The organism is Bacillus sp. M5A3_1b (genome assembly GCF_053345335.1).
In genome coordinates this window covers 91,161-116,796 of record NZ_JBKEZY010000006.1, presented here as the reverse complement: position 1 = coordinate 116,796, position 25,636 = coordinate 91,161, and the positions used below count along the sequence as shown (strand labels likewise).

At 34.7% G+C, this 25,636-nt stretch carries 25 protein-coding genes, 2 pseudogenes and 1 riboswitch; of the genes and pseudogenes, 8 read left to right on the top strand and 19 right to left on the bottom strand.

Going from position 1 to position 25,636, the window contains the following annotated elements; all coding sequences use genetic code 11:
• Window positions 1-55: 55 nt before the first annotated feature.
• From ACLBWW_RS17885 to rraA, 6 genes are all read right to left on the bottom strand, one after another.
• Window positions 56-757, bottom strand: a complete 702-nt coding sequence (locus ACLBWW_RS17885; protein WP_048544603.1) for an ECF transporter S component — start codon at window positions 755-757, stop codon at window positions 56-58.
• Complete coding sequence (locus ACLBWW_RS17880; protein ID WP_098633694.1) at window positions 730-2,385, bottom strand: ABC transporter ATP-binding protein; 1,656 nt, start codon at window positions 2,383-2,385, stop codon at window positions 730-732. The genes ACLBWW_RS17885 and ACLBWW_RS17880 overlap by 28 nt, the downstream gene beginning before the upstream one ends.
• On the bottom strand, window positions 2,364-3,242 hold the full coding sequence (locus ACLBWW_RS17875) for an energy-coupling factor transporter transmembrane component T (RefSeq protein ID WP_098047986.1): 879 nt from the start codon (window positions 3,240-3,242) through the stop codon (window positions 2,364-2,366). The genes ACLBWW_RS17880 and ACLBWW_RS17875 overlap by 22 nt, the downstream gene beginning before the upstream one ends.
• 22 nt (window positions 3,243-3,264) lie before the next feature.
• Complete coding sequence (locus ACLBWW_RS17870) at window positions 3,265-4,089, bottom strand: DUF4430 domain-containing protein (RefSeq protein WP_447614148.1); 825 nt, start codon at window positions 4,087-4,089, stop codon at window positions 3,265-3,267.
• A gap of 147 nt (window positions 4,090-4,236) precedes the next feature.
• A complete protein-coding gene (locus ACLBWW_RS17865; protein ID WP_447614147.1) occupies window positions 4,237-5,991 on the bottom strand; it encodes a DUF4430 domain-containing protein in 1,755 nt (584 codons plus the stop codon).
• A 338-nt stretch (window positions 5,992-6,329) separates the two neighbouring features.
• Window positions 6,330-6,809, bottom strand: a complete 480-nt coding sequence (rraA, locus tag ACLBWW_RS17860; protein WP_098069020.1) for a ribonuclease E activity regulator RraA — start codon at window positions 6,807-6,809, stop codon at window positions 6,330-6,332.
• Window positions 6,810-7,009: 200 nt separating this feature from the next.
• Here rraA and ACLBWW_RS17855 point away from each other — a divergent pair, with 200 nt between their 5' ends.
• Window positions 7,010-8,440, top strand: coding sequence for a YfcC family protein (locus tag ACLBWW_RS17855; RefSeq protein ID WP_098069019.1), 1,431 nt, complete (start codon window positions 7,010-7,012; stop codon window positions 8,438-8,440).
• 142 nt (window positions 8,441-8,582) lie between these two features.
• On the opposite strand, the gene ACLBWW_RS17850 is transcribed toward ACLBWW_RS17855, so the two are convergent.
• The 7 genes and pseudogenes from ACLBWW_RS17850 to ACLBWW_RS17820 form a co-directional block, all read right to left on the bottom strand.
• A complete protein-coding gene (locus ACLBWW_RS17850) occupies window positions 8,583-9,410 on the bottom strand; it encodes an endonuclease I family protein (protein WP_048544587.1) in 828 nt (275 codons plus the stop codon).
• A gap of 472 nt (window positions 9,411-9,882) precedes the next feature.
• A complete protein-coding gene (locus tag ACLBWW_RS17845; protein WP_098069017.1) occupies window positions 9,883-10,761 on the bottom strand; it encodes a 5'-methylthioadenosine/S-adenosylhomocysteine nucleosidase in 879 nt (292 codons plus the stop codon).
• 175 nt (window positions 10,762-10,936) lie between these two features.
• Window positions 10,937-11,040, bottom strand: a riboswitch (purine riboswitch).
• A gap of 216 nt (window positions 11,041-11,256) precedes the next feature.
• Window positions 11,257-11,571: pseudogene (locus ACLBWW_RS17840) on the bottom strand (alpha/beta hydrolase); the annotation flags it as partial.
• A pseudogene (locus ACLBWW_RS17835) lies at window positions 11,570-11,701 on the bottom strand (helix-turn-helix domain-containing protein); the annotation flags it as partial. The pseudogenes ACLBWW_RS17835 and ACLBWW_RS17840, both read right to left, overlap by 2 nt.
• Before the next feature lie 349 nt (window positions 11,702-12,050).
• Window positions 12,051-12,509 (bottom strand): DUF2262 domain-containing protein, encoded by a 459-nt coding sequence (locus ACLBWW_RS17830; protein WP_048544578.1) that lies wholly within the window; start codon window positions 12,507-12,509, stop codon window positions 12,051-12,053.
• A 127-nt stretch (window positions 12,510-12,636) separates the two neighbouring features.
• A complete protein-coding gene (locus tag ACLBWW_RS17825) occupies window positions 12,637-13,857 on the bottom strand; it encodes an MFS transporter (RefSeq protein ID WP_098048035.1) in 1,221 nt (406 codons plus the stop codon).
• A gap of 49 nt (window positions 13,858-13,906) precedes the next feature.
• Complete coding sequence (locus tag ACLBWW_RS17820) at window positions 13,907-14,482, bottom strand: TetR/AcrR family transcriptional regulator (RefSeq protein ID WP_098069016.1); 576 nt, start codon at window positions 14,480-14,482, stop codon at window positions 13,907-13,909.
• A gap of 215 nt (window positions 14,483-14,697) precedes the next feature.
• Here ACLBWW_RS17820 and ACLBWW_RS17815 point away from each other — a divergent pair, with 215 nt between their 5' ends.
• The 3 genes from ACLBWW_RS17815 to ACLBWW_RS17805 all read left to right on the top strand — a co-directional run bounded on the left by ACLBWW_RS17815 (window position 14,698) and on the right by ACLBWW_RS17805 (window position 16,334).
• The gene (locus ACLBWW_RS17815; protein WP_001183897.1) at window positions 14,698-14,841 is read left to right on the top strand and encodes a hypothetical protein; all 144 of its coding nucleotides are present in this window, start codon (window positions 14,698-14,700) and stop codon (window positions 14,839-14,841) included.
• 65 nt (window positions 14,842-14,906) lie between these two features.
• Window positions 14,907-15,665, top strand: coding sequence for a MerR family transcriptional regulator (locus tag ACLBWW_RS17810; RefSeq protein ID WP_048544575.1), 759 nt, complete (start codon window positions 14,907-14,909; stop codon window positions 15,663-15,665).
• A gap of 12 nt (window positions 15,666-15,677) precedes the next feature.
• Entirely contained in the window at window positions 15,678-16,334 is a 657-nt protein-coding gene (locus ACLBWW_RS17805) for a GAP family protein (RefSeq protein WP_048544572.1), read from the top strand.
• A 257-nt stretch (window positions 16,335-16,591) separates the two neighbouring features.
• On the opposite strand, the gene ACLBWW_RS17800 is transcribed toward ACLBWW_RS17805, so the two are convergent.
• The 4 genes from ACLBWW_RS17800 to ybaK all read right to left on the bottom strand — a co-directional run bounded on the left by ACLBWW_RS17800 (window position 16,592) and on the right by ybaK (window position 20,482).
• Entirely contained in the window at window positions 16,592-17,608 is a 1,017-nt protein-coding gene (locus tag ACLBWW_RS17800) for an alpha/beta hydrolase family protein (RefSeq protein ID WP_048544570.1), read from the bottom strand.
• Window positions 17,609-17,621: 13 nt separating this feature from the next.
• Window positions 17,622-18,746, bottom strand: coding sequence for a helix-turn-helix domain-containing protein (locus tag ACLBWW_RS17795; RefSeq protein WP_098047992.1), 1,125 nt, complete (start codon window positions 18,744-18,746; stop codon window positions 17,622-17,624).
• 314 nt (window positions 18,747-19,060) lie between these two features.
• Window positions 19,061-19,912, bottom strand: coding sequence for a hypothetical protein (locus ACLBWW_RS17790; protein WP_447614146.1), 852 nt, complete (start codon window positions 19,910-19,912; stop codon window positions 19,061-19,063).
• 93 nt (window positions 19,913-20,005) lie between these two features.
• Window positions 20,006-20,482, bottom strand: a complete 477-nt coding sequence (gene ybaK, locus ACLBWW_RS17785) for a Cys-tRNA(Pro) deacylase (RefSeq protein ID WP_048544564.1) — start codon at window positions 20,480-20,482, stop codon at window positions 20,006-20,008.
• Window positions 20,483-20,822: 340 nt separating this feature from the next.
• Here ybaK and ACLBWW_RS17780 point away from each other — a divergent pair, with 340 nt between their 5' ends.
• A complete protein-coding gene (locus ACLBWW_RS17780; protein WP_447614145.1) occupies window positions 20,823-22,100 on the top strand; it encodes a histidine--tRNA ligase in 1,278 nt (425 codons plus the stop codon).
• 162 nt (window positions 22,101-22,262) lie between these two features.
• Window positions 22,263-22,574 (top strand): hypothetical protein, encoded by a 312-nt coding sequence (locus ACLBWW_RS17775; protein WP_048544561.1) that lies wholly within the window; start codon window positions 22,263-22,265, stop codon window positions 22,572-22,574.
• A 121-nt stretch (window positions 22,575-22,695) separates the two neighbouring features.
• On the opposite strand, the gene ACLBWW_RS17770 is transcribed toward ACLBWW_RS17775, so the two are convergent.
• Window positions 22,696-23,076, bottom strand: coding sequence for a winged helix-turn-helix transcriptional regulator (locus tag ACLBWW_RS17770; RefSeq protein WP_000340656.1), 381 nt, complete (start codon window positions 23,074-23,076; stop codon window positions 22,696-22,698).
• A 129-nt stretch (window positions 23,077-23,205) separates the two neighbouring features.
• Here ACLBWW_RS17770 and ACLBWW_RS17765 point away from each other — a divergent pair, with 129 nt between their 5' ends.
• Window positions 23,206-23,889 (top strand): NAD(P)H-dependent oxidoreductase, encoded by a 684-nt coding sequence (locus tag ACLBWW_RS17765; protein ID WP_048544559.1) that lies wholly within the window; start codon window positions 23,206-23,208, stop codon window positions 23,887-23,889.
• Window positions 23,890-24,044: 155 nt separating this feature from the next.
• Entirely contained in the window at window positions 24,045-24,332 is a 288-nt protein-coding gene (locus ACLBWW_RS17760) for a DUF1292 domain-containing protein (RefSeq protein WP_098190693.1), read from the top strand.
• Window positions 24,333-24,477: 145 nt separating this feature from the next.
• Here the strand turns inward: ACLBWW_RS17760 and ACLBWW_RS17755 are convergent, their stop codons facing one another.
• Window positions 24,478-25,548 (bottom strand): pyruvate kinase, encoded by a 1,071-nt coding sequence (locus tag ACLBWW_RS17755; protein ID WP_088110342.1) that lies wholly within the window; start codon window positions 25,546-25,548, stop codon window positions 24,478-24,480.
• Window positions 25,549-25,636 lie beyond the last annotated feature (88 nt).

Sequence of the window (25,636 nt, the reverse complement as noted above, 5' to 3'; positions counted from 1 at the left end):
GAAAGAGGCAAACGAATATGTAAGTCGCGACCCTACCTTATATGAGTATGCTTTTCTATACCATGTTATGCTTATCTAATATGCCGTATTTCTTTTTAAATCTCGTAAGAATCGTAATCCAAGACGTACTAAATAATAGTAAGAACACAACATTTGAAATTGCATGGCTCAAATCGAAATAAAAACTTGCGATATAATACGAAATGACTGTTTCCCACGTTGCTTCACGTATAAAACCGAGAAGCCCCCAGAAATTCATGATCCAGCCAAATAAAAAGCCCACGAAGAACCCGTATAGTAGTCTCCCCCATAACTTTTTCATTAAAAACGTATTACGAAGTAAGCCTGCTATAAAACCAATCATACCCCATGAAAACATTTGCCACGGCGTCCACGGACCTTGCCCTAAAAAGATGTTAGACACAATCGCCGCTGTTGCCCCGATCATAAATCCAGTTTCGCTTCCAAACACAATTGCAGAAACGATAATAACAAAAGAAGTCGGTTGTACACTTGGTAAAAGAGAAAACGGTACACGGCTAACTGCTGCAATTGCCGCTAACACGGCAACGAGAACAATTTCACGTGAAACAAACACCTTCCTTTCAAAACGGATATAGAAAGGTAACATAATAACGACTAATAAAAACAAACTACTTAACATGTAATAACCATCCATGATAAGTGTAGTAAAGAGTAATGTACCTATTATAACTGCAAAAATACATATTATGAATGCAACATATCGTTTGGACACGCTTCGTACACATCCTCCCACGTTAATGCATATGGCAATTCTTTTCGAATGAATCGATTGATAGATGTTGTATAAAAGAAGTTTCCACTAAAAAATTCTTTCGGTGCATCATTCATAATGACTGCTCCGTCAAATAACATCATACATTGATCAACGTATTTCGCTGCAAACTCAATATCATGCGTTGCCATTACAATTGTTGTACCTACTTTTTGCAGTTTTCTAAATAGCTCTCCTACTCTTTCTTTCTTCCACGGATCTAATCCTTTTGTCGGTTCATCAAGTAGTAATAAAGTTGGCTTTGTTAATAACGTTGTACATAATGCAAGTAGTTGTTGCTCTCCCCCGCTACAATCATGTGGATGGCGTTCTTTAAGTGCATATAGCCAAAACTTTTTAAGCTGATGTTCTGCTATTTCTTTTCCTTGTTCTCCGTATAATTCACGTGCACGCTCATACACTTCTTCCCACACTGTATCAAATGTAAAATGATAATACGGATGCTGTGATACATACCCAATACTTTTAAATCGTTCTTTCGAATCAATTTTATGTATCACTTTCCCATTCCACTTTACTTTCCCTCTTCTCGCTTTTTGTAACCCCGCCAAAATCGTTAACAGTGTAGACTTCCCTGTCCCATTTTTCCCAACGAGTGCTACCCATTTTCCTTTTTCAATCGATACGGTTAAATCTCGTAAAATAAGTGGACTATTTTTTTCATATTGAAAAGATATATGCTCTGCACTTAAAATAACTTCGTGCTTTTCACTTTGTGCTATTGGCTCATTCACATAGGATATCTCTGAAAAATTATTCAGTTTCATTTGCGCTTCTCGCACTGTAAACGGAATATCTTCCACGTTCCATTCTAAAAATAATCTTGGAATTTGCGGAATAAATGGACGGAATTTTTCAACTTCCCACATGTTCGCTATAACCGTTTTAGGATTTCCATCATACACGATTTGACCATTATTCATACAAATAACACGTGTAGCAAGTGGTACCACCTCATCTAAACGATGTTCACTTAAAACGATCGTAATGCCAAGTTCTTCGTTAATTCGTTTTAACAATCCTAAAAACTCTTTCGCAGCAATTGGATCTAACTGCGCCGTTGGTTCATCTAATAATAATAATTTCGGCTGCATAACTAATACCGCAGCTAAATTGACAAGCTGCTTTTGCCCGCCAGATAACGTATGAACAGATTGATGCAATAAATCTTGAAATCCTAAGAAGCTAATAAGCTCTGCTATTCGTTTTTGAATAATCTGTGATGGTAACCCGATATTTTCTAAAGAAAATGCTAATTCTTGAATGACCGTATCCATTACGAGCTGATTTTCTGGATTTTGAAATACCATACCAATTTCTTGGGCAGATAACAAATCCGGTACATTTTCTAATAAAGTACCATCATAATATGTATCCCCAGTACGCTTACCAATTGGAAGTAATTCTTTTTTAAAATGTTTTAATAAAGTCGTCTTCCCGGATCCTGATCCTCCAGCAAGTGTAATAAACTCTCCTTTTTGAATAGAAAGAGAAATATGCTGTAACGCATATTCGTTTTCATCAGCATATACAAATGATAAATTGTTCATTTCTGCATGCGCCACCATATCCACTCCCTTCCTTCCATTATAATTGGTAGACTAATAAACATCGTAAATACGCCAAACATCATTCCATCGTATTGCTGAAATAGAATAGACTCGACTTTTGGATAAATGATTAACTTTCCTCCGCCATACGTACTACATATAATAGCAATGATAAGTAGAATACTTAAATAACTGAGCGTGTACCAATCTCGTCTTTCCATTCTATACCGAATATATGTCGTACGCTTCGTTACACCAAATCCACGGGCTTGCATAGAATCTGCTGTTTGCAGCGCATCTTCTAATGAACAAATTAATAATACTTGCAGCAATTGCATACCATTTTTCACTCGTTCCACAATTGAGCCTGCATCTACTTGTACACCTTTTGTCTTTTGAACGAGTGTTATTTTCTGTAATCGCCTCATAAACAAAGGAACAAATCTCACTGTAATCATCGTTAACAATGCCACTTTCGGTGAAATTCTAGAAAACAAATATAAAAATTTATGACTTGAAATAATATCATTATACGAAGCAAACGTAAACATAATCGCAACTAGTAATAACCCCATTACTACTCCAAACATAATCGCCTCAAGCTTAATACGGCTATCACCTAACCAAAATAATGTAGTTCGACCTCTATGTGTTAATAATGAATTAAATAAAATGACCATAAAAAAGAAAACGATTGTGCTCGGTAACATCTTTCTTATCTTTTCGCTATTCCCTTGCATCACATTGATTATAACGATTAATAGTATTGCTCCAATTAAAAAAAGAGGATGAAGACACATCATACATAGTATCATCACCCCGATATAATAGAAAAAATTCACAAAAGGATGTAAAGAAGAAAAACTTATTTTCATAGTCCTTTACCGAATGCCTTTCTTATTTTAATACATACACCCACTCGATTGTATCTCCTGGCTTCACTGTCACTACACCCGCACTATGGTTTGGAAACGAACCGTTCACACGATATTTCCATCCACTAGTAGCTGTAATATCTTTTTCATATAAATCATTAATCCCTTTTACATAAACATCGCCTTTAGATCCACTCGCATCCACATCTAAACCTGTACGCTGCAATACTTTATAAACAGTATCGCCTTCTTGTACATCCATTTTTTTCGCACCTAATAAGTATCCTTCATTACCTTTTACTGAGATCGTAACTTGTTTTGCTTGTGGTTTTGGTGGTTCTGGTGGATTAGGTGGCACTGGTTTCGGTGGTGTTGGAAGAGTTACGTCTTTTCCACCTTTATTCGGATCCTCTTTTTGCTCCTGCTTCGGTGTTTCTTTCGGCTGATTCACAACCTTCGCTTCTTCTTTTACTTCTTGCGCTTTCGGTTGCTCTTGTTGTTTCTCTTCTTGTGCTTTTTGTTGTTCTGGTTGCTTAGTAGCAGGCTGTTCCTGAGGTTTCTCTTCTTTCTTTACTTCCGGTTGTGCCTGTGCCTTTTCTTCTTTCGGCTTCTCTTCTACTTTTTGTTCTTGTTTCTCTTTCTGTTCGTCTTGCTTATTTTTCTCTTGTTCAGCTTGTTTTTCCTCCGGCTTTTCTTCCGGTTTCGCTTCATCTTTTTTCTCTTCTTGTTTTGCAACCTCTTCTTGCTTTGGTTCTACTTTCTTCTCAGGCTTTACAGCTGCCTCTTCACATCCGGCAAGTAACCCAAGTGAAAGCATTAAAGAAATCAACCACTTCATCTTACTCATGTTGTCTCTCACCTTTCATAATAAAGTGAAACTTTAATAAGTGGGGGGCTTTTCCACCCCCCACTTATTATTAGTTGAACCAATCGGGCTTTTACGGGCAGTTAATGCGGGATAAAATTAGGAGCAAATGATTGCTCCTAATTTTTGTTAAGCTGCTTTACGTCTCCATAATACATATGCAGAAGCAATACATAATACACCCATACCTACTTCTGTAGCTGCACTATGAGAAGATGCTCCTGTTTTTGGTAACGTACTACCGTTTCCTGACTTTTTGCTTTTAACCGGTTCATTATCGACAACAACTTTTAGAGTGTCATCTTTCGTTTCTTGTTGTACTTGCTTTTGTTCTTCTGGTTGTTCAATAACTTCTTTTTCTACTACAACATTTTCTGAATCCACATTTGGTTTCTTATCGATTTCAGGAACAGATACAGTTGACCAGTCATAAATCGATTTTTCAAGATCTTTAAACTGAAGTAGTGCTAATAACGCTTGCTCTGTAGCCATTCCGCTACCGTTTTGATCACTTGGTAACCATTTGAATTCACCATTTGGAAGTTGATATGACAGTAGATTTTGCACTGCCTTATGTAGACGGTTTTGATCTACATCTTTCACAAGTGATAGTCCAATAATTGCTTGCGCAACACTATTAGAGTTTTCTTGTCCATCAGCAGAAAAACCACCATTTTCTAGTTGCTCTTTATATAAATAGGCAACAGCTTTTTCTACAGCTGTCTTCACATCTGGTCGATCTTGATATGGAGCTAATGCTGATAAAACCATACCTGTTACATCAACGCTACTAGCACTGTCTTTACTGCTTGCGCTATCGTAAGTCCAGCCGCCATCTGTATGCTGTGAGTTTAAAAGCGCATCTACTAAAGCAACTCGATTCCATTTTGAATTCACTGGCACTTCATATTTCTTCGTATCAAATGCAAGTAAAGCAAATGTATAACCTGTAACAGAATTTACTTTATCTGATTCATACAATTTTTGAACTAAATTATGTTCGCCAACCTTTGTAGGGTCTGCTTGCATTGCATTCATCATAATAATCGTTCTAGCTAAATCTGTCGCTGAAAAACGGTTAATGCGCTTTTCTACTTTTTCAGTTACTGACTTAACATAATTTAATTTCGCCTCAATTGGAACATTCTTTCCAGAAAGAGAAAGGCCTAAAGCTACCCAATCACTTTCAATTCCATCTTGTAACATCTTTTCAGATGTCTTAGAGATCGCGTCATTTACTTTCGCTGCTGGAACTTGAATGTTCTCTTGCTTTGGTTGTTCTATCTTTTCATCATTTGTTTTTGGTTCTTCTGGTTTTGGATCATCTGTCTTTGGTTCTTCTGGTTTTTCTTGTTTTGGATCATCCGTTTTTGGATCATCTGTTTTTGGTTCTTCTGGTTTTGGGTCATCTGTCTTTGGTTCTTCTACAGTTTTACAAGTACCAAATTTATCTAATGTTTGCTGTAATGTTTCCTGGCTCATATTGCTCCAGTCTGCAACAAAACGAAAGACAACAACATCTCCAGACTTTAATTTATAACTATCTGCTCCAACTTCTGCAGATTTATCATTTACATCATACAACCAGCCGCTTGTGTCCCCAGCCATTAAGCCGTCAATGCCTTTAACATACGTTCCAAGCGACATCGTCTCTGCTGTTACTTTGTCCCCCATGACTTTTTGCAGCAAACTTAAAGCTGTTTCCCCATCTGTAATTTGCTCTTCTTTCGGGCATAACATAATGCCCTTTTGTGATTCACCAATAATTGCAAGTTTTGCTGTATTTCCTTCAGCAAACGTAATATGTACTGTATTCGCAAAAGAAACAAATACGAGTGTAACTGCCATTAACGACGTAAGCAGCCATTTTTTCAACATTGCCATCCCAAAATTTCCTCCCTTACTACTATTCACACAAAAAAAGACCCTTCAAGGGCGTGCAATTGACACTCTTTTTTTGTAAGTGTCGAACAAACTGTGCAACACCTCCTACCCACATCATTCGCGGCTATATTTGTATAGGAAAAATAATTTTGTTTATGAACGTATCATTGTGATAACATTCACTTTTCTAGGCACTACTTACTTCCATTTCAGTTATCGTAAAACGATAAACCTATACATTCTGTTAATTATAAATTTCTGTATTATTTTACTATTGACAAAGAATTTTGTCCATGCTTTATCGGATTTATTTTCTAAGAATAGTAACTTACTAACCATTAACGATGCAAACTCTTTTCACTAATAATGACGCCATCTTCATCCACATACACATATTCATTCGGCTTCCATTCAACTTGCCCAAATTGCAATGAAATATTTCGTTCTCCTTTCCCTTCTTTTACACTTCTATTCGGCATTGTCCCTAACGCTAAAATACCTATATTAATGTTCTTTAGTTCACTAGAATCACGAACGTATCCATATACAATAATTCCTGCTAGCTTTCTTTCCTCCGCAATAGCTGCCAAATTATCACCGAGTAACGCACAATTCGTAGACGCTCCCCCATCAACAACTAATACCGTTCCTTCTGGTAATGTTTGCAACCCTTCCTTCACTAGTACATTATCATCCTTCACTTTCACCGTTGCAATTTTCCCGTGAAATTGTTCTTTCTTCCCAAAAGATCGAAAAGACTGGCGACATATTTGTAATTCTTTTTCAAACTCATCACATAGATCCGTAGTTTTCCACATCTTTTTCCCTCTTTTCCTTTTACTTTCTATTTAACATATTCTTGGATTATTTTCGTTTCCCTGTCTATTGTTGCGATAATTTATATATGCAGGAAAAGGACACAAAAACTATTGCCTTAAGAAGCCACCTTTATTATAATCTATTTCACAGATAAATTTCAGAATATTAAAAATTAATTAGGTGAAAAAGGAGGGGTTTTATGCAATTACAAACTGAAGTAAAAAAACAACCTAGTAAACGAAAGTTTAAAATGCCTGATGCGTATGTACTACTATTTTTTATTGCTTTACTATGTGCCATTGCTACATATTTCGTTCCTGCTGGAGAGTTTAAAAGAGTTACAAACGGTACTGTTACAACGACAATACCAGGAAGTTATCATTCCGTTCCACAATCGCCGGTAGGGTTTGTTTCTTTTTTTACCGCTATTGAAAAAGGAATGACACTTGCTGCTCCTATCATCTTCTTAATTTTATTTACAGGTGGAGCCATCGCCATTCTTGAAAAAACAGGCGCTCTTGACGGTTTAATCTATCATGTTATTAATAAATTTCGCAATCAGCAATTACTTTTCATATGTATTGTCGCTGCACTCTTTTCTATTCTCGGAACGACTGGTATTATCGTTAACTCAGTTATCGGCTTTATCCCCATCGGTATCATCGTTGCACGCACATTAAAATGGGACGCTATCGTTGGTGTAGCAATTATTTATTTAGGCACTTATGCTGGTTTTAATGCTACTATTTTATCTCCCTCACCTTTAGGCATTTCACAAAAAATTGCAGAACTTCCGATGTTTTCGGGGATTGGTTTACGCACAGCAATTTATATCTCTTTTTTAATTGCCACCATTTTATATATTAATTGGTATGTAAAACGCTTAAAACAATCGAATAAAGGAAGCATACTCGGAGACAACTGGTTTCCAAGTAATGCTCTTTCAAGTGAGAAAGAACTAGAGAAAACTGAAGTTCCTTGGACAATACGTCATAAATTAATTTTACTCGTTTCAGCTTTATCATTAATTGCATTTTTAATAGGCGCTTTTCGTCTACATTGGACAGACGCAGAAATGACCGCTACTTTTATTTTTATCGCAATTACAGCGGGAATAATAGGTGGCATGAAAGCAAACGATATCGCTTCTACTTTTCTAGCAGGCTGCCAAAATCTCATATACGGTGCTTTGATCGTTGGAATGGCTCGTTGTATTTCAGTCATTTTAGAACAAGGAAAATTACTTGATACAATCGTTAACCAACTCGCACAGTCTCTCGAAGGACAAAGCCCGGTATTTGGCGTTATCGGCATGTATGTAAGTAGTGCCGCATTACATTTCCTTATTTCATCCGGTACAGGTGAATCTGTTATTTTCATTCCGATATTAGCTCCGTTAGCTGATTTCATGCACATTACGCGCCAAGTTACAGTACAAGCTGTTATGCTTGGAGAAGGTGTAGTAAACTGCCTCAATCCAACTTCCGGTGTTTTAATGGGCGTACTCGCAGCGAGCGGCATTTCTTACGGCAAATGGATTCGCTTCATGGCTCCACTTGCATTCATTTGGTTTATCATCGGACTTATTTTTCTTATTGTTGGGGTTAATATTGAGTGGGGACCGTATTAAAAGACTCATATTATACTTTACTTAATAAAATATCGATTCTATTCTCCAATCCTATAAAAATCACTTATTCTAGTATAGATATAAACAGGGATTGATCATAGTGATCAATCCCTTCTCTCAAAGTAAAATACCTTTAAGTATTTTACTTCCAAATTTTATTTACCCATTCCGGATGATCAATAAAAGGATTACGATTATGTTGATATTTCGTAAAAATCACTTCATTACGCTTTCGCTCTAAATCATCTACAGGGTCTTGTTCATTCCATTTTAGTAAAACGGATAGTTTGCCCATGTATGGATCTTTATTATTATTCACCTTTTCATTTAATTCTAAGTCTATTTCGCCGTTATCTCCTTCATAACGAACAGCCATGTAAAATAGCATTCTAGCGATATCTCCTTTTACACTATCACGAGGTTCCCAAGAATCACTATCATATTTACATTCTGTCGCTTCTGAATGATTCACGCCACCATTATCAAAATCCAGATTTCCACGTGAGCTATTTACAGATACATCCGTCGCTCTTAAATGATGCAAATCTGTTCCAGCTCCTGCAGTCGTTCCAAAATCACCGTGAGATTTTGCCCAAACATGCTCGCGGTTCCAATTATCAACTCCTGAGCCATTCGTAAGTTTCCCTTGCGAACGCCCAGTATATAAGAGTATCACATTGTTTTTATTATTTGGATCTTCATCAGTATCTCTTAGTGCTTCCCAAACCGCACTGTATGATAACTTTGTATGATCATCAATAATATTATGAAGTTCCTTCTTTAACTCTAAACCCGTTTTTCCTATTGCATTATTATAATATGTATCATCATAGCTTTTTACAGTAATCTCTTGTGGTGATGCAGAAGCTACTTCACCGTGTATGATATCTGTGAATGATAGAGATGCAGTACTTAAAATAAAAAATGAAGATAGTGTAACCATAGCAAGCTTTGTATTTCGAAACTTCATATACCATTTCCCCTTTAAAATATAATTTGAAGCTATTAACTAAAAAATGCTTTCTAACCCAAAAAAACTTTTAGAAAGCCATACCCATCCTTTTCTTTTTATTTAATACAAAACTCTATTGAGTCTGTATTATTTCCACACTTTTGGTTTATCTACTTCTCAACGAATATCCTTCTCTAGTAAAGATTATTAAAATATTCTTTACAATTAAAAAGTAGTTTAATGTTAACTTATAAATTTCAATTTTTTCATGCAATTATGCATATTTGATCAATCGTTCGACTTTTCCTTTTTCTATAATTGTCTTTATTTTTTGGTGTAAAACCCTTCTTCCTCTGAAAAATAATTACAAAAATAGATTGGATACCATGTAAGGCACCAATCTATTTTAATTAAAGAAACTTTGGTAATTCTGAGTTCACAACACATTGCGCAGTAATGATAACATTTTTATATTGAGACAGAACTACTACTATTTATTTGGTATCGAATCTATATACTTTTTAACTACTTCATATACATATTCTTGATTTGCCGCCGCTGTATTTGGATTGTATTTTCCGCCGTTAGTTTTATTGTTAGATAATACTCGAATCCCTAAAAATGGTACGTCATAAGCTTTTGCGATTTGCGCTGCGGCAGCACCTTCCATTTCTTCAACAGATGTACCGTATTTTGTATGGAACCATTTAATTCTATCAACTTCATTATTCCAAAGATCTGCTGAACCTATAGTCCCTTCAACCACTTTACCTTTTGTATATTTATCTTTTACCGCATTAGCTGCTGCAAGTAAATCCTTATCTCCCTCGTAGTATCGGATTTTCTCAGCATTTGGATCTTCTCCTGCACTTCCTTCAGAAGCCATTAAGTCCATTGAAATCCATTTTGTCGGTTCAATCCCTTGATTCTCATCCATATTTGTTGTTTTTAATGAACCTATGTTTGCTACTTGTTTTCCTAAAACAATATCAAATACGTTTAAATTTGGATCGTGTCCACCTGATGTTCCTTGGTTAATAATCGCCTTAGGCTTATATTTTTCAATAGCCACTGCTGTAGCGGCTGCTGTATTTTCCATTCCTTTACCTGTTTTCGCTACGATTACAGGATAATTGTCGACAATGCCTTTATAAAATACGAAAGTTCCAGACTTTTCTTCTTTCACATTTTTTAACCTTTTTGCAAACTTCTCAGCCTCTATCGGCATTGGCCCTTGAATTAAAATAGGTTGTTGATTACTTTTTGCCTCAACTTGTTTTGGAGTCACATTACATCCCGCAAGTATTGATAATGACAATGCAACGGTAGTTACTAGGGCAGCACATTTTTTCAACGTATTCTTCTTCATAAATAATCTCCTCTTTCTCTTGTTGTTTTCTATACTCGATGCTTTTAGTCCAAACAAAAAAGTTCTAGAAATTGTAGAAGAATCTCTACTTTCTAGAACTACGGTAGTCAAAGTTAATTAAGCAAAAGATAAAACAAATGCCAAATTATAGATCGGTAGCGCTCATGAAATAGCACGGCCGAATACTTTAACCCGTAGTCCAGTTCTTTCATTGGGAACTAGGTAGAAACGCTCGGACCATATTACCGAGTATATACGAGTGATGATGTATAAAATTATTATATTGGTAATATATCAAACTTTTAGTGTGCACGCAATCTAAAAGTGAACGTTTTTATTAAAAGTATTTTTAATGTTCGTTTTTAATAGGTTAACTAATCATATTCCCCATTTTAAAATGGGAAATATCACAAAAAACTTACAATCCAAATACTAAACTAAATCCACCTACAACAACCGACCTTGTATCAACAATTGATTTTCCTCACTTCCGCCTTATATTGAGCTGGAAATCTTATTCCCCTCATATTGCGAGATAAAATTCGCACTTATCCAATTCACAATTATTTCTTCTAGCATCGGGTGAAGTGGCTTTCCCGCTCCCTCTTTATAGTTCTTTTGAAGCTCTAATACTTTAAAATCCCTTTCAAAACTTTTTAAACTATGATCCATATTTTTTGCTACATGTACCTCAGAATCACCTTTCACATAATGACCAATTCGCTTCGCTTTTTCTGGATCAGCCTGAATGTCTTTATCACCAGCGATTGCTAGTACTGAACATGTTACTTGTTTTAAATCTTTATAAATATAGTTCTTTCCGTTCAGCCAGCATTTTATTATACACAAAGCGTATACATCCGAACGTTTTACGTATGAGATGTGCTTGTTCTTCTGTGGGATACAGACGAAATTTGTACGCCTTATTCTGCTTTGCCATATCCATTCACCTCATTTTTCGCTTCATTTCCCATAAGCTATGACGGTAATCACACAACCTAAAAGATTATTATCTACTTTCATTGTTATACCAAACGTTACCTCTTATAAGACTGATTATATCAAGGGCGAAATAAATAGGAAAACCAAATGTTTGGCTACACCAAACCGAAATTCATCTCCCACCTACCGCTAGACTATCGCCTTTCACACGCCCCAGGAAGGAGACTCCTTTCGGATAATACGTTAAAACTATGCAACTCTCTACCTAGTATTTCACCGTTATCTTATAATAATGACAAAAAAGATTGATTATAGTAATCAATCCTTTTTACTTTCACCGCTCAAAACTAAATCTCTGCATCTAATAAATTGTACTCATTGTCAAAAGAAGCATGGATTCTATGTCCACCAAATACATCTCCATCATTATATTCGCAATATATATCATTTTCTCTAATTACAATGTCCATAAGAGTAATAGATTGCTCAAATGTTTCTTTCGTCATATCATATTCGCCTGCATCTACAGCATCCCAATCTAAATGTTCATCATTCTCATCATATTCAGGCCAAAAATCATTTTTATACTCTATTAATTCTTTCGCTATAGCGACCTTAGCTTTTTTATCAAATTCTTCTAAACATACATAAAGCTTTTCTGCTCTTTTCATCATTTCATGTACATGTACAAGCTCTTTTCCAATATCCAATCCCCAATGTACTTTTCCTTCGTTTTGTTCATATGTATGAAAAGTTTCATTAAAGATAAACATTCCAATTAATTCACTTTTTATTGATTTTTCCATGATTTCATTTCCTTTCTATCTGTGAAAAAGAAACTTTAATTAGCTTGATAGGCATGTGAAGATCCCCTTGCCTATCAAAGGTATCCCAAACTAGATTTTAACCCTGACTTTTTAGAGACATAAATAGTCATGATATGAACTCACTTTTGGTTTTCGATAATTTTTTTGTATTATTCTTTATGAAATGAACAAATAAGGCGATTAAAGGAAAAGCTGCTCCAATGAGTAAAGTTACTTCACTATTAAATTTATAGTACGTATAACTTCCAACCCATGAACCAACGGCTCCCCCCAAAAAGAAGATGGTCATATATAATCCATTCAGTCTGTTTCTTATCTCGGGATTCAAACTAAAGATAACTTTTTGACCTAATAATAAATTTCCTGCTACACCAATATCGATGCAAACGCCTGAGATAAGTATTAATATCATACTAAATAGTGAATGATCTTGAACAAAAAATAATAGTATGATTGATAATAATACAAGCGCCATTGATACATTAGTCATTGTAAAAATATAACCTTTATCTGCTATTTTACCAATAGTAGGAGTTAATAAAGCTCCAGCTATTGCAACAAAGCCAAACAATGCAATTTCATTATTTGAGTAATGTAATGGTTCTGCTCTTAATAAAATTGGAATAACTGTCCAATAAAGACTGAATGTCGCGAATAAACATGCGTGATAAAAAGCTCTTTGTTGTAACGATGAAGTATGTATTAATAGTTTTACCATAGAAGCTATTAAATTTTGATATCGCATGTTACTAGTTGATACCACTTCATAGTCGGGTAAAAATTTTATAATTAACAGTAAGATAACAACTAAGACTATTAATGAAAAAACGAATACCATTCTCCACCCGAACCAGTCAGCTATTCCGATAGATAATGGGCGAGCAATCATAATGCCAATCAATAAACCACTCATTACTTTACCGACATATTTCCCAGTCTCTTCAATAGGCACAATCCTCATTGTTAGCGGAACTAACATTTGAGCCGCACAGGCTCCAATACCAATTATAGTGGTTAATAGTAAAAAAATAATTCCATTTGTCGAAATTAGCGTACCAATTAATGAAAGAATAGTTAGCCCGATAAGAATCCCTATTATTTTCTTACTTTTAAATAAATCTGCCATTGGTACGATAAAAAACAATCCCAATCCATACCCAATTTGCGTCAAAGTAGTGAGCAATCCAGATAAATCCGAGGAGATATTCAAGTCTTTTGCAATGAATTGTACAATTGGTTGTGCATAATAAATATTTGCAGCAAGTGAGCCACAACTAATCGCCAAAATAAATATTAGAAAATTTGTCTTGTTATTCAACTTTACCATTCCTTTCTTTTTCGGAACGTTCGTTCCAAAATCATTAAAAAAAGAAAGACTATAGGTCTGCAATAGTCTTATCCACTAGACGATAGGCTAAATTTTTCTCTTTTTTATATTTGGACATTACATTCAGGCTATGATTTAAACTTAATAAAGAATATGCAACTAATTCAGTATCAGCCTCTTGTGAAATTTCCCTACTCCTTTTTCCTTCTTCAATGACTTGCTTAAATACGTTTTCCAGTTCATTAAAATCATTTATAAGTATTTCTTCTATGGCAGGATCAATTTGTCCAATAAGCAGTGAAGAATTTGTTATTATACAACCTTTTGGAATTTCATCTGAATAACATTTTTCAATATGTTGATAAAAAAAGGATGTAAGTGATGCTTTCGTGTTTATCCCACTAAAAAGTAAATTTCTCTTTTGAGAGCCATAGTTTTTATAATGTTCCAAAACTAGTTTAAATAGTGCATCCTTATCTCCAAAACTATCATAGAGAGTAGATCGACTTATGCCCATCGTCTCAATCAGATCTGATATATATGTAGCATCATAACCTTTCTCCCAGAATAAATGCATCGCTTTATTTAAAGCATGTTCTTTGTTAAAACTAATCTTTCTACCCATTTAACAACACCCCCTATTATATAATTTAGTATAAATATTCCGGAACGATAAGTCCACAAAATATTTCAAAATTAACTCTTCCGTTAGAAGGTTTTATAAATTTATTAATACAAATCAAAAACACTTGAAGTTGACGTTGGGTCATTTTATATACTGTTAAGTAGCTACTATTTCGCAATTTCATAAAAGAAATTAGAAAAATAGGAGGTTTTTAGATGCAACAAGGCGATATTATTATTTATGGATGTGTCATTATAGGTGCAGGGATCGGACTGACATTGGATTATGCATTTCCTGGTGTACTAATTGGATTAGGATCAGGTTACTTACTTAAAAATCTTTTTAGTAAAGAAGAATAGATGTGGTATGAAGAAAATAATCGTTAACGATAAAATCTTAACGTTCAGAAAGGTAGGTTTATCAGTTGATACACATTAATAAAGTTGGAGAACTGGCAGGCGTTACAGTAAGGACACTGCGTTATTACGATAAAATCGGATTATTAAAACCAGCATCAAAAACAGAAGGTGGCCATCGTTTATATACAAATGAAGAAATAAAAAAACTACAGCAAGTTCAATTTTTAAAAAAAGTTGGATTTCCGTTACAAGATATTAAAAATATGCTCGACTTCAATGAATGGGATTGGTCGGATAGTTTACAGAATCAATTATCTTACGTAATAAAAGAGCAGGAACATTTAAAGAAAATAGAATTATCCTTACGGGAATTGATAAATGGAATTGCGATAGAAGGAGAAGAAAGCTGGATTGCGATTCAGAAGATTATGCAATTATCCAGCAAAGATAAAGATATACAACAGTATTATCGCGAATCTGTATTTAAAGAAAAAGAAATAAAATTATTGGAAAAGGTTCCTAAAATGTCAAGTGACTGTTCTGATTCACTTGAATGGATTGCTCTCATCGGCCAGTTAAAACGTTATATGAAGGACGGTCCAAAGGCAACAAAAGTTCAAAATATCATGAGAAGAATGGAGGAAAAACGCTTAGAAGAATTTGAAGGTGAGGATGAATTTCTAAATAAGCTTTGGGAGATAAGGATGTCTCCCAAACAATCAGAGAAACTTAGTTTATACCCAATTGATCAAGATGTGCTTCAGTTTATGAACGAGGCATATGCCATTTTTATGAATGAAAAAAATAAGCCTGAGCCGAAATAAGGGGAAATCACGATGGGTACAGAACAACTTCTCCTAATAGGCGGATTAGCTATATTGGACACGCTAAGCCCTACTACAATAGGAGTAACAATATATCTACTTTTAACAGATAAAGAGCGTCTCACGAAACGTTTATTCGTTTATTTATTGACGGTAGCTGGATGTTATTTTGTTGTTGGAGTTTCACTCATGCTAGGGTTAAATTTTTTATTTGAGATTATTTCTGGCGTATTTCAAAACCGAATCGTAAGCTGGACATTATTTATTATTGGAGCCCTATTATTCATCGCAAGCTTTTATATTCCACCAAAGAAAAGTTCAAAGCTCCCTTCACCAAAATCAAATAGCATTCTTTCAATAATTGCACTCGGATTCACTACTACATTAATTGAAGCGGGAACTGCCTTTCCTTATTTTGCAGCAATTGGCATACTAACTACTTCTAATCTATCATGGGTAGAATGGTCTTCTATTTTAGCTGGATACAACTTTATTATGGTATTGCCCTCTCTCGTGCTATTTCTCTTCTATCTCCTGTTTGGTCGGTGGATGCAAAAACCTCTCGAGAGGCTCCGAATGAAAATCGCTAATAGTACAGGATCAGCTCTGTCATGGATTATGTGTATAGTTGGCTTCCTCTTAATATTAAATAGCCTGGATTATTTGTAGAGTGTTGTATAATTGTTCTAACTTTATTTTGAGCCTACACCTATATTGATCTAGATAAAAGTTTTGAAGCGGAATATGAATTTATACTTCGAACCTTATACAAACACCCCTCTACAGAATTTAGTAGCATATCAGATTGAATAAGAGGATTTTCTATAGCGATCTAATAACAAAAGTTTATTATCTTACTATAGAATGTACAATCAGGGAGATGTGCTTGAACTTATACCTATTATTAATCTAAACCAATCCGTCTTTTACAGACAGTTACTCTCCTTTCCATCTCCCTCATATTCACTTAATGTTGATGCAGGGATCTTATGCGAGATAAAATTCGCACTTATCCAATTCACAATTATTTCTTCCAGCATCGGGTGAAGTGGCTTTCCCGCCCCTTCTTCATAATTCTTTTTAAACTCTAAAGCTCTGAACTCCCCTTCAAAACGTTTCAAACTATGATCCATATTTTTTACTACATGTACTTCAGAATCACCTTGCACATAATCACCAATTCGCTTCGCTTTTTCAGGATTCGCCTGAAAGTCTTTATCACCAGCAATTGCTAGTACTGGACATGTTACTTGTTGTAAGTCTTTATAGATGTCATGCTGGAAATGCTCTCTAAACCATTTTGCATTCATTGGCTTAAAACCAATTTTAACAATATCTTTTTTGGAGTTTATCATTTTCTCTGTTGCTTTTTGCGCCTGCTTTTCTCCTCGTTTCTCAATATTGAGAAGACGCATTAACTTTCCTTTTATTCCTTTTTGCTCTTTTAACTCCTTATAAATAATCTCTCTTTGTCTTTTCGTAGCTTCTTCTAACGATTCCGCAGCTCCTGTAAGAAGTATGAGTCCATTAACTGGTGTTCTTGCGTTTACTACAGTTGCTAACATACACCCCTCACTATGACCAGCTAAAATGATATTTTCCGGATTAACAAATGGTTGTTCTTTCAAATACGTAATAACAGCTTCTACATCGGATACTAAATCCCACATCCCAGCTTTCATAAATTCACCCCTACTTGCTCCAACACCACGTTTATCAAAACGTAATGTAACCACTCCGAGATTTGTAATTAGATGTGCCAAGTCTTTATACATATTCCCTTTCATATTCAGTGGCATTATCGTTCCATCACGATCAACTTCTCCAGATCCAGCGATAATAACAATCGCCGCATACTTCCCGTCAGCTTTCGGTTTAGTGAGTGTACCTTGCAAAGTAAATTCACTATTTATCGCTACTTCATATTCATCAAAGGCCATCATATTTATCCTCCCTCTATTCTTTTATATCCAATTTAAATTTCAAACTCGCTATTATATTTTTGTACTCTCTTACATCTTTCATAGATGCGAAAATCGGGTTCTCCACAATACCTTGTAGCATGCTTCGCTTTATAATCTCTTCATTTCTAACCGTTTTAGCACCGAGCGGAAATTCTGCAAACCATTCATCAATCGCATCAAAATATGAATCGCCGTGTAAATGCAGGCTATTTACTGTGAAACTAGCTGCACAAACTGCTACATATTTCTGCAACATTTCTAATGCTCTTTCAAAATTGCCTTGCATACAATATACTTGTGCAGCAGCATAGTATATTTTTAAAGTCATATTAGGATGTAATGTTTCTATTTCATATATATCTATTAACATGAAAGCTCTATTTAAGATTATCTCTACCTTTTCAGCGCTTGAGGCATTTACTACTACATAATTCGGTATTGTGGCAACGAGTTGTATTAAATGTTGGTACATACTAATTTGCATCATTTCATTCGCCTTTTCAGCATTTCCAAGCATTTGATACGCTTGTGCGATTAAATCCTCTTCTGGAAAATTAGGACGTATCGTTTCGCCAAGTAATTGAAGCACCTCATTTGGTCTATTGAGTATAAGATAGCAAGTTGCTTGAAACGATACCGCCTCTTTCACAAGAGAAACATCATCACTTTCTTCCTGCACCCTGCTAAAAAGAGACATTGCTTCTTCTAAAATTTCAATTCTTCTATCCATATCCGCTGTTAACATGTGATGATTAATAAAAAGTAGTCCCATTTGAAGTAATAGCGGAAAACAAGAATAATATTTTTTGATTATTTCTCTGCACTCCTTCATTACCTCATCAAACGGTTCTTCACTAAAAGCTTCCGCTAGTCTATGATATAAATCCTTAATATCTTCCTGTTCCATTTGCGGTTTATAACTGATTAATTCATCTATACTTATGTTAAAGTACGATGCTAGCAGTGGTAAAAATGTAATGTCTGGATAACTCTGCCCCGTCTCCCATTTGGAAACAGACGCCTTCGTAATTCCGATATACACCGCTAACTCTTCCTGCGTAATTCCCTTTTCTTTTCTCTTATCCGCAATAATTTTATGAATATGAATCTCTCTCACTGTATCACCTCATACGTTTATTATATGTACTATATTCTATACAAAATATGGATTTAAAGTCGACTTTCGTTAACAAAATCAACTGTTAGGAAACATCTCTCTAAAATGAAAGGCAGGAACATATTTGATATGTCCCTGCCTTTTTATTGTGGGGTACCGATACTAACCATCTAGTTAAGATTTTGACATGCTTCAACATCAAATATTTTATCTCACTACAGTTTTCTATGAGAATCCAGTGAACAGATTATTTGTATAATTTTCGAAAGCCGAAGTTAAAAACCCTTAGTTTCTTGCTCACTTAAAGCACTACATTAATCTAGAAATTCAAGTGATTCCAATTTTTCAATTATCATTGACTTATATTTGATAGCTTCATACTGTGAATTATCAATTTTTGTCTTTTTTATATTTAACATATCAAATATTTCTCTTTCAATATCTCTTCTTGCTTCTAAAACTTTAATTGTTCCGTCTAAACCGTGATAGCCTTTCATCTTCCCATACCCTTGATTTGTATAATACTCAATAAATCCAGCAGACCATTCTTTATCTCTTTCATTAAATACCTTTCTGAATGAGAATTCCAAATCATCTTGTTCTATATAAAACAATACTGGATTTAATTTCTCTATAATTTTCTCTAATGCATTAATATAACTTATAACTTTCTCTTTTTTTGCACCATATTTAACCATCCCGATTGTTAATGGATTTTGTATGAAGCAACATTCAAAAATATAAATTTTATTTTCGTTGTTGGCTATTTCAACAAAATTCCTCCATTTTCCAGTTATTAATTCAATATTCCTCTCTAGCGGTAATTCATATATATCATTTTTAAAAATGGTATTTAATAAATTTTCAGGAAAATTAGAGCTGTATTCATTTTTAATTTTTTTATATGGCAATAAATAATTGTTTTCTCGCTTCGTGACTCTATCACTAATTACTTCCTTAAAATTACCACTATTCACTAACAAACTTTCGAATTCAATTTTATCAAAACAAGATACCCCATCATAATCAGCAGGGTGATCTGGATTCCCTTCAAGAAATAACTCAGCGTCAATATTTTTTTCAATTAGAATATCGTAAAGCAAGCTTGCAGTGGTGGATTTCCCAAAGCCAGGAAGCCCTTCTACTATGATTAATTTCGTATTCAAAAAATCTACACCTTTCAAAGACAAAACGGACTAATTATCCTATAAATCTTTATCTAAATTTAATAAAACTAGAACTTCTTTTCCTATGTATCATTATTTCGTTATTTCACCAAACTGCGCTCTCGTTACTTTCGCTAAGTCATCCACTTTCAGCTCGATTTGTATACCAATCTTCCCGCCGCTTACAATGATCGTTTCAAGCGATTGAGCAGTCGCATCAATGCATGTAGAAAATAACTTTTTCATTCCTACTGGTGAACAACCACCGCGAATGTATCCTGATACTTTCGTAATATCTTTTACAGGAATCATTTCAATCTTCTTTTCGCTGACCGCTTTTGCGGCAGCTTTTAAATTTAGTTCCTCATCTACCGGGATGATAAACACATGATAATTTTTACTATTTCCTTGAGCGATTAACGTTTTATATACTTCTCTCACTTCTCGTCCAATTTTCCCGGCTACTGATACGCCATCAATTTTTCCATCTTCCGGATCATATGACATCATCGAATATTCGATCTTTTCTTTATCTAATATTCGCATCGCATTTGTTTTATCTTTTTTCATGGGTTTCTCCTTAAAAGGTTATTTCATATTATTAAGTTTTATTATACACCTTTTTCCATTTATCCTACATAACTTCACGTATATTTCAAAACTAAAAATATTGATAATTCAAAAATCATCTGATATAATTTGGAAAAACTTATGTTAAGGAGAGATTTGTCATGCGAAATGTTAATACTTCTTTCCAACTTCATCATCATACGTAACGCCGTGTATCCGAAGAAAAATTTTTCTTCGTGGGTACAGGGCTTTTCCTGTTGACCCACGAAGCGTTCATAAAGCTATGTGGGTATTTTTATACCTGCATAGCTTTTTTAAATTTTAAAAAGGAGTGATTACAATGGAAATGAAAAATGTAAAAGGAACGAAAGACTATTTACCAGAGGAGCAAGTGTTGCGAAATAAAATTAAAAGAGCTTGTGAAGATACGTTTGAACGATACGGATGTAAACCGTTAGAAACACCAACGTTAAATATGTATGAGCTTATGTCTTACAAATACGGCGGCGGTGATGAAATTTTAAAAGAAATATATACACTTCAAGATCAAGGAAAACGCGAACTTGCCTTACGCTATGATTTAACCATTCCATTTGCAAAAGTCGTGGCAATGAATCCGAACATCCGCCTCCCTTTTAAACGGTATGAAATTGGAAAAGTCTTTCGAGATGGGCCCATTAAACAAGGAAGATTTCGTGAGTTCATTCAATGTGACGTTGATATAGTCGGTGTAGAATCTGTCATGGCAGAAGCGGAACTTATGAGTATGGCGTTTGAACTGTTCCGAACGTTAAAATTAGAAGTAACGATCCAATATAATAACCGAAAATTGTTGAACGGTATTCTCCAGTCTATTAACATCCCTACTGAACGAACGAGTGACGTCATTTTATCATTAGACAAAATCGAAAAGATTGGGATTGATGGTGTACGAAAAGATGTACTTGAGCGCGGAATTTCTGAAGAAATGGCTGATACAATATGTAATACCGTTTTATCTTGTCTAAAGCTTTCGATTGATGACTTTAAAGACGCTTTCAATACTCCACTCGTTGCCGATGGAGTAAACGAACTACAACAATTACAGCAATATTTAATCGCTCTCGGAATAAATGAAAATGCTATATTCAATCCATTTTTAGCGCGAGGACTTACAATGTATACAGGTACCGTATATGAAATCTTTTTAAAAGATGGATCGATTACATCTAGTATCGGTAGCGGTGGTCGATACGATAATATTATTGGGGCATTCCGTGGTGATAATATGAGCTATCCAACAGTCGGTATTTCATTCGGCTTAGACGTTATTTACACAGCACTCTCGCAGAAAGAAACAATATCATCTACAGCGGATGTATTTATCATCCCACTCGGGACAGAATTACAATGCTTACAAATTGCCCAGCAATTACGTTCTACAACTTCCTTAAAAGTCGAACTCGAACTAGCAGGCCGCAAATTAAAACGTGCCCTTAATTATGCAAATAAAGAGAATATCCCTTATGTGCTTATTATTGGGGAAGAAGAACTTAGTACAGAAACCGTTATGCTGCGGAATATGAAGGAAGGTAGTGAGGTGAAGGTTCCCCTTTCTTCTTTAAATAGTTATTTATAATACGAACCACCCTCGTTTGGGTGGTTTTTCTATTTTATAGATAACGAAACCATTAGTTAACATAAAACAATTATATTCTACTAAAAATCACAAGTATTTAATATCCAATTACCTATTATTTTTGGTAATATATAGATATTAATTGTTTTAGGAGGATTTACTTTGAAAACTTACATACAAGCACTAAAGTGGACTACAGGGATCTATCATCTATTATTACTTCCTTGCTATTATATATTTCCAAGTCTTGTTAATCTAGACTGGATACCTTTACTACTATTGATTGCTTTACATATTACTACTATTTTATTAGCTAACAAAGCAGGCATGAATACGTACGCTCATTATATAGGTATTATCGTTACTCTAGTTGCCTTCTTTCCTTATATAGACGTCGTTCTACATATTATAGCAGCTGTTTTCCTTTTATTAGATGCAGCTTCTACTACTAAAAAGGAAGTTTTTAATTCATAGCAAAATCAACAGCACATCCCCAGAATAGATTCACATGCATTTTAATTACAACCAAAATTTAAGAAAGTAAAAAATAAAAGGTTTCTTCACATATGGAAAACACCTTTTATTTCTACAACTCTTAACTATTATTTTTCGTATTTCTACTCTCCAAAACTTTCTCCATATTATGAGTTGCCCATTCCATCATTAATAGAATCATTGGACGTAGTGATTCACCAAGCTCCGTTAACGAATATTCTACTTTTGGCGGCACTTCACGGTATACTTCACGATGTATAATGCCATCTGCTTCAAGTTCTCTCAGCTGCAGTGTTAACATTCTTTGTGTGATATTAGGTTTTAATCTTTTTAATTCATTAAATCTCTTTGTACCATCTAATAAATGATACAAAATAACCCCTTTCCATTTTCCGCCAATAACCTCAACCATAGCTTCCACTGGACAAGAATATTTATTTAAAAATGGGTAATTTATATTATTTTCGTTTGAACAATCCATCATAAGTCCCTTCCCTTACCAATAGTATCTTTTTTGATACTATAACACATAAATGTGCGTACTTGTATCTATGTTACTTTAAAAATATAATTTACTTACAAAAATAAATTAATGAAAAGAGGAACTTTTATGACAAATACAAAACAAATTACAAAAGAGAAAATTATGGAGGCTTTCCATTTCAGACATGCATGTAAAGCGTTCGATCCTATGCAAAAAATTTCAGAAGAAGATTTTCATTTCATTTTAGAAACAGGCAGATTATCCCCTTCTTCTTTCGGATATGAACCTTGGAAATTTGTTGTCGTACAAAATAAAGAAGTAAGAGAAAAACTCCAACCATATTCATGGGGCGCTGGTGGTCAACTTGCAACAGCTAGTCACTTTGTCATTGTTCTTTCAAGAAATATTAAAGATATGCATTATGATGCAGAGTATATTAAACATATGATGAACGATATTATTGGATTACCTGAAGACACTCAAAAAATTAGATATGAATTCTTCAAAAAGTTCCAGGAAACAGATTTTAACTTATTACAATCCGATCGTGCTGTATTTGATTGGGCATCTAAGCAAACTTATATTGCTTTAGGTAATATGATGACGAGTGCAGCTCAAATCGGCATTGATTCTTGTCCAATAGAAGGATTTGATAAAGAGAAAATAGATTCTTTACTTCGTCAAGAAGGCATTATCACTGGCGATAATCTTGAAGTATCTGTTATGGTTGCCTTTGGTTACCGTAAAGAAGAGCCAAAGCGTGATAAAACAAGACAAACTATGGATACAATTGTTGAATGGATTAAGTAATATAGCACTCACAAATAAAACTCCTTCTAGCTAAATACTTATTCTATTGAAGAATCAGTTGTTTTTCTAATGTATGAAATTGATTTTTCATGGAAAGATATGTTAGTATGTATACAGTTTGAGCGCTCTATTTTTTAGAGTCGAACAGGAGGAGAATGGATATGTCTGATATTGAAGTTGGCGAAGTGTTTACTCTCAGTGATGAGAATAATGAGGATCAGGAAGTAGAAGTACTCGGAGCGATGGATGTCGAAGGCGCAGAATATATTGCAGTTGCCTTCGTAGAAGACATTCAAACAGAATCTGAGGAAGACATTGATATTTTCTTTTTAAAAGTAGAAGAAGATAATGAGTTTTCATACATTGAAAATGATGAAGAGTTTGATAAAGTATCTGCTGCTTTTGATAAAATTTTGGACGAGCAAGAGCAAGAGCAAGAATAATAAGAATGAAAAACACGAGGGTGGATGCATATCCGCCCTCTTTTTATTTATCCCGCTATTCGCCGAGCAGTAAAAGCCCGATTGGTGAGGGCTGATAATCAGTGGGGGATGGACACCCCCCCCCACTGATTAAAGTTTCACTTTATCACTCACCCAAAGACTTATGCAACAATTCCAGTACATCTTTCATCACAAATGGCCCCTCTTTTTTCACATGCTCAGCGAATTCAGAAACGAGACGTAATGTTCTTACACTTTCAATCGGATGCTCGCCTGATGCACTTTCAGCAGAAAGCATAACTGCATTCGTTCCGTCCAGTACAGCTTGAAACACATCAGTTACCTCAGCCCTTGTTGGAATAGAATGATCTACCATAGATTGAAGCATTTGTGTTGCTGTAATAACATATGTATTCGTTCGATTACATTCCTGAATCATCATTTTCTGCAAGAGCGGAATAAATTGATACGGTAACTCTACTCCTAAATCCCCCCTTGCAATCATAATTCCGTCTGCTTCTTTACATATATCTTGAAAATTCCCGATCGCTTCCATCGTTTCTATTTTGGCAATTACATTAGGTGACGTTTCTTTGTACTGTTGTATATAATCTCGTATTTCTTTTATATGACTAGGTTTCCGTACGAAAGAACATGCGATAAAATCAACATCCTCTTCTAGAAGAAACTGAATGTCTTTTTTATCTTTCTCTGTAATAGCTGGTAAACTAACGATTGCCCCTGGTAAATTCACCCCTTTATGAGATGAGATATTACCACCTGTTTTCACCTTTGTTTCTATTTTTTCCGTACTTATCTTTTCAACGATTAACTCAACTTCGCCATCGTTAATTAAAATTCTACTTCCAACTTTCACATCATTCGCGATTCCTGCATAATCAACATTTGCTTCTCTATTGCTCCCTGTAACTGGTTGCGTATGTAAAATAAAAGAATCTCCCGCCTGAAGTGTAATTTGTTCTCCTTTTACTTCACCTAACCTTATTTTAGGACCTTGTACATCGCCTAAAATTTTAATAGAATCGTCTAACGATTTGACTAAACGAATGATGTCTTTATGACTTTCATGCGTGCCATGTGATAAATTCAAGCGCACTATTTTCATACCATTGTTTATTAACTGCGCTAACGTTTCTTTATTATGACTTGCTGGCCCAATTGTACAAACTCGATCGATTGTCATTTTTATCACCATCCTTTTTTAGATAAGTTTCCCACATAACCTTAAAAATAACAGAGATCATGTAATGAATAGATTTAAATTTACACGAATTTCATAAAGT

What these genes read in the sequence shown, in the direction of transcription:
- ACLBWW_RS17880 (WP_098633694.1), bottom strand. Translation starts at nt 2,385, where the DNA reads ATGGTGGCGCATGCAGAAATGAACAATTTATCATTTGTATATGCTGAT.
- ACLBWW_RS17875 (WP_098047986.1), bottom strand. Translation starts at nt 3,242, where the DNA reads ATGAAAATAAGTTTTTCTTCTTTACATCCTTTTGTGAATTTTTTCTAT.
- ACLBWW_RS17870 (WP_447614148.1), bottom strand. Translation starts at nt 4,089, where the DNA reads ATGAGTAAGATGAAGTGGTTGATTTCTTTAATGCTTTCACTTGGGTTA.
- ACLBWW_RS17865 (WP_447614147.1), bottom strand. Translation starts at nt 5,991, where the DNA reads ATGGCAATGTTGAAAAAATGGCTGCTTACGTCGTTAATGGCAGTTACA.
- rraA (WP_098069020.1), bottom strand. Translation starts at nt 6,809, where the DNA reads ATGTGGAAAACTACGGATCTATGTGATGAGTTTGAAAAAGAATTACAA.
- ACLBWW_RS17855 (WP_098069019.1), top strand. Translation starts at nt 7,010, where the DNA reads ATGCAATTACAAACTGAAGTAAAAAAACAACCTAGTAAACGAAAGTTT.
- ACLBWW_RS17850 (WP_048544587.1), bottom strand. Translation starts at nt 9,410, where the DNA reads ATGAAGTTTCGAAATACAAAGCTTGCTATGGTTACACTATCTTCATTT.
- ACLBWW_RS17845 (WP_098069017.1), bottom strand. Translation starts at nt 10,761, where the DNA reads ATGAAGAAGAATACGTTGAAAAAATGTGCTGCCCTAGTAACTACCGTT.
- ACLBWW_RS17830 (WP_048544578.1), bottom strand. Translation starts at nt 12,509, where the DNA reads ATGGAAAAATCAATAAAAAGTGAATTAATTGGAATGTTTATCTTTAAT.
- ACLBWW_RS17825 (WP_098048035.1), bottom strand. Translation starts at nt 13,857, where the DNA reads ATGGTAAAGTTGAATAACAAGACAAATTTTCTAATATTTATTTTGGCG.
- ACLBWW_RS17820 (WP_098069016.1), bottom strand. Translation starts at nt 14,482, where the DNA reads ATGGGTAGAAAGATTAGTTTTAACAAAGAACATGCTTTAAATAAAGCG.
- ACLBWW_RS17815 (WP_001183897.1), top strand. Translation starts at nt 14,698, where the DNA reads ATGCAACAAGGCGATATTATTATTTATGGATGTGTCATTATAGGTGCA.
- ACLBWW_RS17805 (WP_048544572.1), top strand. Translation starts at nt 15,678, where the DNA reads ATGGGTACAGAACAACTTCTCCTAATAGGCGGATTAGCTATATTGGAC.
- ACLBWW_RS17800 (WP_048544570.1), bottom strand. Translation starts at nt 17,608, where the DNA reads ATGATGGCCTTTGATGAATATGAAGTAGCGATAAATAGTGAATTTACT.
- ybaK (WP_048544564.1), bottom strand. Translation starts at nt 20,482, where the DNA reads ATGAAAAAAGATAAAACAAATGCGATGCGAATATTAGATAAAGAAAAG.
- ACLBWW_RS17780 (WP_447614145.1), top strand. Translation starts at nt 20,823, where the DNA reads ATGGAAATGAAAAATGTAAAAGGAACGAAAGACTATTTACCAGAGGAG.
- ACLBWW_RS17770 (WP_000340656.1), bottom strand. Translation starts at nt 23,076, where the DNA reads ATGGATTGTTCAAACGAAAATAATATAAATTACCCATTTTTAAATAAA.
- ACLBWW_RS17765 (WP_048544559.1), top strand. Translation starts at nt 23,206, where the DNA reads ATGACAAATACAAAACAAATTACAAAAGAGAAAATTATGGAGGCTTTC.
- ACLBWW_RS17760 (WP_098190693.1), top strand. Translation starts at nt 24,045, where the DNA reads ATGGATATGTCTGATATTGAAGTTGGCGAAGTGTTTACTCTCAGTGAT.
- ACLBWW_RS17755 (WP_088110342.1), bottom strand. Translation starts at nt 25,548, where the DNA reads ATGGTGATAAAAATGACAATCGATCGAGTTTGTACAATTGGGCCAGCA.